Below are 6465 nucleotides of genomic sequence, written 5' to 3'. Positions count from 1 at the left end.
GACGCTGGCCGCAGGCTGGCCTGGACCCGCGCCCCAAATGGACGGCGCTACTGGGGGAGGGTGGCTTGATGGCCCGGCCCAAAGGCGAGCGCAAGAGCCTGGACGTGCATGTGACCGTAACCCCCGAACTGGCCCGGGAGATCGACTCCCGCGGGCCGCGGTCGGAAGTCATCCGCCGGGACCTCGAGAGGCTGTATCGGCTCTACCGATATGCCATCCGGCAGGTTAGCCTGAGCCCCGAAGAGGCTTGCTTGATAGTGGATGCGCTCAACGGTGCGCTAATGGACGCGGACTCGGCTCCTATGTTGTGGGCCGAGGTGGAGGACGGCATCCGCCTCGAGGGACTGGACGCCAAGTGGGGCGTGGACGGCCAAGCACTGATCGAAAAGCTCCGGGCCCTCGATCGCTTGACCTGCCTGGCCCTCGTGGACGCCGCCGAGCGGTTCTGGCACGAATGCCCCGACGAGGATCCAAGGCAGGCCGTGCGCCGGTTCTTCCTGGTACGCGAGTGAATCCGCTCTCCGCAGCATAAAGCCCCCGGCCCGCGATGGAGCCGGGGGCTCTGCTATTCCACGCGGAATCACGCTACGATCTCCCGGATCCGCGCCAGCTTGTCTAGGGCCGCCTGCAGTTCTCCAGCCACGCGCCTGTGCTCGGCCAGGAGCCGCTCGTGGGCGGCTTCCAGGTCCGCGAGGGCACGGCGGTAAGCGTCCAGGGTACCAGCATCGCTCGCCGGAGGAGGCTCCGGCGCAGCCTCCGCCGTGGCCAGGAGCGGCTGCAGGTAGTCACGCACGATGGAGCGGCCGTAGTCCGGGCTCGGGGCCCATTTACCGCCCAGTTCTTCGTACGTCCGTGCCTTGCCGAGGAGGAAGGGGAAGTGCCGCGGATCCGGTGTATCAGGCCGCGGGTACCCCGGCGCCCCAGCGTAGAGCGCCAGGTGATCGAGGTGGGCGATCACCCCTTTCTCCCACGAGGCAAACCGCTGGTGCGCATTGGGGTCGCTGTTGGAACCGCCCTGGCGGGTCTTCAGGCCACACGGGTTGCAGAAGCTTGGGTCCACCACCCCGCCGAACCGCCCGAACGCCATCTCCTTGGCCGCCTGGCTGTACGCGCCCGCCGGCTCCACGCCGCCGCGCTCGGGCCCGAGACGCCAGTAGAGCGGTGCGAGGGCAACGAATTGTTCCGTCGCCCCCCGGCTCCTCGCCCAGGCCTGAGCCTGCTCGACCGTGGCCCGGGCGGGACCGAGGATGGGCGTTCCGGGCTCCTGTACCGCCGCCATGATCCGGTCAAACGGGAAGTTCTGCCCCGGGCAGGCCGTGGCGTTGAGGTCCGAGTGGCGCTTGACAGCTGCCCCGGGGTAGCGGGCGAGCAGCCAGGCCACGAGGCTGGCCAGGGCCTGCTCCTGAGCGGCCGGCATCTGCTCCTTGGTGAAGTCACCCTCGGCGCACACGCCTATGCTCCGGTCGTTGTGGTCTTTGCAGTGGGCGCCGATCGTGTCCAGGGGCCGGCCGGCATAGATCGCACCGTCCTTGCGGCAGAACAGATGGTATCCCACCCCGGCCCAGCCCTTGCCAAGGTGCCACCGGTGCACGTCCTCAATGGAGCACTGAGTCGCCGCCGCATGGTGCAGGACGATGAAGTCGGTCCTGGGCCGCTTCTGGAGCGTCCCAGAAAAGCGAAGGCCCTTGTCGATGATCTTCGGCTCAGTCACTGGCGCCAGGCCCCTCCTTTGTCGCTCCGGGCGGGTTCAACACCTTGTTGGCGTACTGGCCGGCGTTGGCCGCCACCAGGAAGGCGTTTGCGACCGCCAGGGCGTAAACGCGCCAATCCCTGGGATTCGCTCCGATGGCCAGCTGTGCTGTGATCAGCACCGCAGTTGCTATGATCACAGCGTACAGGTCCGTGGGCAGATGCCAGCCCCAACGGGCCAAGAGCCTGTCCAGCGGAACCTTGGTGTACTGCGTGACCAGGAACACTAGCAGAGAGGCCCCGGCCAGCGCCACCAGGGCCTCCCACGTGAAGAGACTGTTCGGCAAGTTCACCTGTATCTACCTCCCAATGAGCCTCATGATGAGTTCCACCACCACGCTTCCGAGCGTGGCGGCTACGCCCCACCCGATCGCATTGAGCTTGCCTTCAATACGATCCATCCTTGCCTCGATCTTTTCGATGCGCCCGTTCTGCTTATCGGCCCGATCCTCCAGAGCTCCGATTCGCTCGTCATGGCGGGCCACTTCCACCTCCAGGTTGGCGCTCATTCCCACCCCTCCGTTTCGGGACAGGGACAGGCTCCCCGCCCGGGGAATACTATGGGCCAGAAACCACCGCACAGGAGGGACTGCCATGCGGAAGTCGCTGGCCCTGGTTGGCGTGGCTGTCGTGTTGTCACTGGTCCTGGGCTACGCGCTGGGCGTCTCGGCCCAGGAGAGACCGGTGCGGATCCTGGTGAACGGGAAGGAGATCCAGTGCGACCCGCCGGCGTTCATCAAAGAAGGCAGGACGTTCGTGCCGGTGAGGTTCGTGAGCGAAGCGCTGCGGGCAAGCGTGGACTGGGACGCCGACAACTACGCCGTTCTCATCTCCACGCGTTGGCCAACCACACCGCTTAGGGACCTGGCAGGCTTCATTGTTGGCTTAGAGAGCGTCATGAAGCTTGATGACTCGATCCAGGACCGCTTTTCAGGCACAGAACTTCAACAGGCGCTCGACCATGAGATTCGGTTCTGCGAAGGCTTTGTCGAGAAGTGTCTGCCCCGGAGCCCATCCGACCTGGAGACGACAGCGCGGCGGTACCTTGTGGAAACGCTGGTGCTCCGCAGAGAACTGCTGAGTGCTATGAAGAACCAGGCTCCCGACGAGGTTTTGCAGTATCTCCGCTCCCGCAAGGAGGCGGTCTATACGCAATTCAAGCTGGCGCGGAAGGAGCTTGGCTTGGATTAACCGCCTCCAGAGCCGCGATCTCTTCATCAATTGCCGCCAGTCGCTCTAGTAGTCGTTCGCGCTCCAGCTTGAGCATTCGGAGACGCTGTTGTGCTTGCCGTGGAGTCAGGGTAACTTGTGTCACCTCCTTGAGTTGGATCTGTCCATTCTGCAAGCGTTTTACAAGGCGCTTCGGGGCTTCCCGCTTAGTGTCAATTGGCTCCCAGCGCAACGCGCCCACTCCTTTCCTCGGAGCGCTAAGCGACCACGCGAAGCGGACATTGCTGCGGCCCCCGCCGCACTCGGCCACCGTGAAGTAGTCCTTCCCGATCTCTTTGACGTACAGGCCGTTCGTTTGCCCATACGGGGTTAGGTGGATAAGCCAACCTTCCGGCTCGACGCACTCCAGGAATACTGGGTCAATGTCGACGCGCGCAAATCCACTGCGCAGTTCGGCTATTCCTTCGTCAACGAATCGAGACTCTGGGCTCTCGCGTGCGTATAGCGCCTGCGGCCCCCGAGACGTGTCTACTACTGCGCTCTTTACTGCCCCGTAAACGTAGAAGCTCGCGTTGACTCTGACCGCATCGCCAGAGTACGCGTAGATATCGTTAACTGCGATTCGGCCGGAGAACTTCCCGACTGCTGCGTAAAGCCAGCCGATGCCATAAATGTCGTTCCCGTACAAATCAACCGGGCTGCCAATTTGAATGTAGCCGTCGTCATAGTCGAACAGGAAGCCCTGCAAGTAAACGTCTTCCTGCAGGATGATACCGTTCATCGCGCTGATTTTGATGGAGTCCGTGGCGTTCTCGAAAAGGATGACCCCTGGCCCGCCGAACACAATCTGCTTGTCGTCAGGCGCCTTAGGGTCGCCTACGTAAAGGATGTTCGAGCACCTGATATCCGTGCCGTAAATGCTGCCTCCGATAATGGAGGCGCCACTGATGGTAGATCCGCTCTCAATCGTTCCCTTGAACCTGGCGCTTCCGTCAGATTTGATCTCGACGGTTATCGCGCCTTGGGCGTTGTAAGCACGAAGCCCTTGGGAATCAAGGATAAGCTTGGGATATGCCTGCTGGCTCGTCTGGATAATGGCGCCCGTGATCACCTTGCCGTCTATGGCGCCGGCCGCGATCTTGTCCGCCGTAACCGCGCTGGCGGCAATCTTGCTAGCCGTAACTGCGCCATCCTGCAGGCCGGGTGTTCTCAGGCCGTACTCTGAGTCGAACCAGACAGCTCCATCCGGCCCATAGACGACGACCCCAAACTTGCCGGGCTGATACTGGCCAATCTTGACCCGGAGCCGCCCCTGGCTGTCATAAACCTCGAGGCCGGTCCCGGTCAGCTTCGTGTACTGGTCCTCCGTGGTGATTGCATAGAACTCGCTCACGACAATGACGTCCGCAAGGATGCCCTGGCCCGTCATTGCCGTGCGATAGGTCTGGCCGCCGTCGATCGAAATGCCAATGCCGCCAGGGGTAATGCGCACGCGCCTGCCGGTCGGGGTGCCACTCGCGTCGACCTCGATGGCCTCCAGGACGTCGCCGGACCATACGAGCTTCCCCCGGCGGGTGTTGATTTCGGTGGCGAAGGCGTCGATAAAGCCCTTCGCCAGGTTGCGGGCGCCCGGGTTTGCCAAAAGCACCTTGCGGACAAAGTCGGTAGCTTGCCTCATGGAAGCGAGGTGCTGCGCCAGTGTATTATCCAAGACGTCGCCGACCTCCACCTCGCACCGCCAGGGCTGGAAGACATACCACTTGCGGCGGATCACCCGCATCTTGGCGTCGATGCCAAGCTCAGGGTCGATCACCCGCACCCAATCTCCCACGTCAAACGTCTCGTGGGCATGCTCGGGCAAGGTCCGCAGGTCCACCATGTCGATCCGGTAGTTCGCCCGCGGCCGGCAGACCTTTGCTAGGACCTCCTGGGCCCGAGCCTTGAGCTCTGCGGGATCGTCGATGGACTGGTCGACCCAGATGCCCTCGCGGATCTCGGGCGTGTAGCTGAAGTCTTCCAGGTAGATCTGGCCGTTGTTGACAGTGGCGATGTTCAGGTCATTCTCGCCGAACGGATACAGCCGGGTGATCACGTCCGGGTCGACGGTGCGTGTGACGCCCTTGAGGTTCTTCGCGTAGCGGATCTGATAGCCGCGGTCCTGGCCGGGCTCCTTGACCAGGCTTACCCTGTGCTCCAGGCTGTCCCATATCAGGTACCCGCCCCAGATTTCCGCCACCTTGCGAATGCAGGTCAGCACCGGCTCCTTTTCCAGTTCCAGATCATGGACGCCCTCCACGTCGCACGATCCAAGAGCCCAGCCGGTACCCTCGAGGAGCGCGCTGAGCGCCTGCGCGGCCGTGGCCGATAGTATCTCCACGGCAAGCGGCACGTTGTCTGCCGGGATGGTCTTGTAGATCCGTCCGAGCAGGACCCACGACTCCTGCGCCTGCACCTGCACCCAGAGCCGCTTGCCCTCGCGCACCTGAGTGATGCTGCCCGGGTCGAACAGCACGAACTCGCGGCCCTCGGCCACAATCCGGCAACGCTCCGTCAGGTACGCCGCCTTCGGGCAGGTCGCGGGAAGGGAAAAACTCAGCGTGCACGAGCCATTGAGCTCGCGGTCGATCACGCAGTCCTTTAGCCCGTCCGCCTGAGGCGAGAGCACGGCGACCCGCGCCCCGCCTTCATTGTAGATCTCGATGTAGGGCGGGATTGCCGCCACTAGTACCACCTCTCGCGGTACTTGATGATTGCCCGCTCGGCGCCGCTAAGCTGGACGTTCGTGTGGGCCCGCGGGGGCAAATACGGAAAGGGCCCCAAGTACTTGCTCAGCGCATCCGCCCCATTGAACGTGACTACCATGCTCTCCGTGTCGATCAGCAGCGTGTCCACGCTGGCAAGGCTTCCGGTCCACGTGAGCACGTCGGGGCCGACTGTAAGCGCGGGGTTGGCTCCGGGGCCCTTGATCTCGATCCTGAGAGGACAAGGAGCCATGCCATCGTTCCATACCTGGACCTGCTGGCCGTTGAGCACGGTGACCTGCTGCTCAATGCGGCTGAAGACCCACGGCTTGCAGCGCAGCGGGACGGCGATCCGTCCCCAGGCCGCCAGGCTCTCCAGCGACACCTTGCCAGCACCCCGGGCCATGAGGCACCGTAGGGGATCATTGGGCAGCACGAGCTCCTGATACGGCCCGTCAGGTCGGAACCACTCGGCGATTTTGCGTACCAGGCCGGCCCACAGGTCGCGGTCGAATGTGTTGATGAAGATCTCCAGCTCGACCAGGCGGTCCTCGAGCTCCGAGCCGAAGTCCAGGCTGCCGTGCCGGCCGGCCACCTCTTCCGTATGCTCCCGCGCTCGCGGCACGAGGTCCACCCGCCCGTGGTACACCCGCATGGGCTCCTGGTCCAGCAGGTACGGCCCGAACCAGGTCCCCGGCACCCACAGGAACTGCCGCGTGTCGGCCTCGGCTGCAATTGGAGAGCCAATATAGGACACGAAATCCGCGTTCACCTCAACCGGCACCCAGAGGACTTGGCGGGTGTC

The 6465-nt window shown here is 63.7% G+C and carries 7 protein-coding genes and 1 pseudogene; 2 read left to right on the top strand and 6 right to left on the bottom strand.

Annotation, left to right across the window (positions count from 1 at the left end):
* Positions 1–68: 68 nt before the first annotated feature.
* Entirely contained in the window at positions 69–512 is a 444-nt protein-coding gene (locus HPY55_16240) for a hypothetical protein (GenBank protein NPV72156.1), read from the top strand.
* Between the two features lie 68 nt (positions 513–580).
* Here HPY55_16240 and HPY55_16235 read toward each other — a convergent pair whose 3' ends face one another.
* The 4 genes and pseudogenes from HPY55_16235 to HPY55_16220 all read right to left on the bottom strand — a co-directional run bounded on the left by HPY55_16235 (position 581) and on the right by HPY55_16220 (position 2258).
* Positions 581–1279, bottom strand: a complete 699-nt coding sequence (locus tag HPY55_16235; GenBank protein ID NPV72155.1) for a hypothetical protein — start codon at positions 1277–1279, stop codon at positions 581–583.
* A 12-nt stretch (positions 1280–1291) separates the two neighbouring features.
* Positions 1292–1696, bottom strand: a pseudogene (locus HPY55_16230) (N-acetylmuramoyl-L-alanine amidase).
* A gap of 7 nt (positions 1697–1703) precedes the next feature.
* A complete protein-coding gene (locus tag HPY55_16225; protein NPV72154.1) occupies positions 1704–2036 on the bottom strand; it encodes a hypothetical protein in 333 nt (110 codons plus the stop codon).
* Positions 2037–2048: 12 nt separating this feature from the next.
* Complete coding sequence (locus HPY55_16220) at positions 2049–2258, bottom strand: hypothetical protein (GenBank protein ID NPV72153.1); 210 nt, start codon at positions 2256–2258, stop codon at positions 2049–2051.
* Here HPY55_16220 and HPY55_16215 point away from each other — a divergent pair.
* A complete protein-coding gene (locus HPY55_16215) occupies positions 2170–2940 on the top strand; it encodes a copper amine oxidase N-terminal domain-containing protein (protein ID NPV72152.1) in 771 nt (256 codons plus the stop codon). The genes HPY55_16220 and HPY55_16215 overlap by 89 nt on opposite strands.
* Here the strand turns inward: HPY55_16215 and HPY55_16210 are convergent.
* On the bottom strand, positions 2906–5641 hold the full coding sequence (locus HPY55_16210; protein NPV72151.1) for a phage tail protein: 2736 nt from the start codon (positions 5639–5641) through the stop codon (positions 2906–2908). The genes HPY55_16215 and HPY55_16210 overlap by 35 nt on opposite strands.
* Complete coding sequence (locus HPY55_16205; GenBank protein NPV72150.1) at positions 5641–6432, bottom strand: hypothetical protein; 792 nt, start codon at positions 6430–6432, stop codon at positions 5641–5643. The genes HPY55_16210 and HPY55_16205 overlap by 1 nt, the downstream gene beginning before the upstream one ends.
* Positions 6433–6465 lie beyond the last annotated feature (33 nt).

This window comes from Bacillota bacterium, assembly GCA_013178305.1.
In the GTDB taxonomy this organism is placed as follows: Bacteria; Bacillota; Sulfobacillia; order JABLXB01; family JABLXB01; genus JABLXB01.
This window is presented reverse-complemented; position numbering and strand designations above follow the sequence as displayed.

What these genes read in the sequence shown, in the direction of transcription:
- HPY55_16235 (NPV72155.1), bottom strand. Translation starts at nt 1,279, where the DNA reads ATGGCGGCGGTACAGGAGCCCGGAACGCCCATCCTCGGTCCCGCCCGG.
- HPY55_16215 (NPV72152.1), top strand. Translation starts at nt 2,170, where the DNA reads ATGCGCCCGTTCTGCTTATCGGCCCGATCCTCCAGAGCTCCGATTCGC.
- HPY55_16220 (NPV72153.1), bottom strand. Translation starts at nt 2,258, where the DNA reads ATGAGCGCCAACCTGGAGGTGGAAGTGGCCCGCCATGACGAGCGAATC.
- HPY55_16240 (NPV72156.1), top strand. Translation starts at nt 69, where the DNA reads ATGGCCCGGCCCAAAGGCGAGCGCAAGAGCCTGGACGTGCATGTGACC.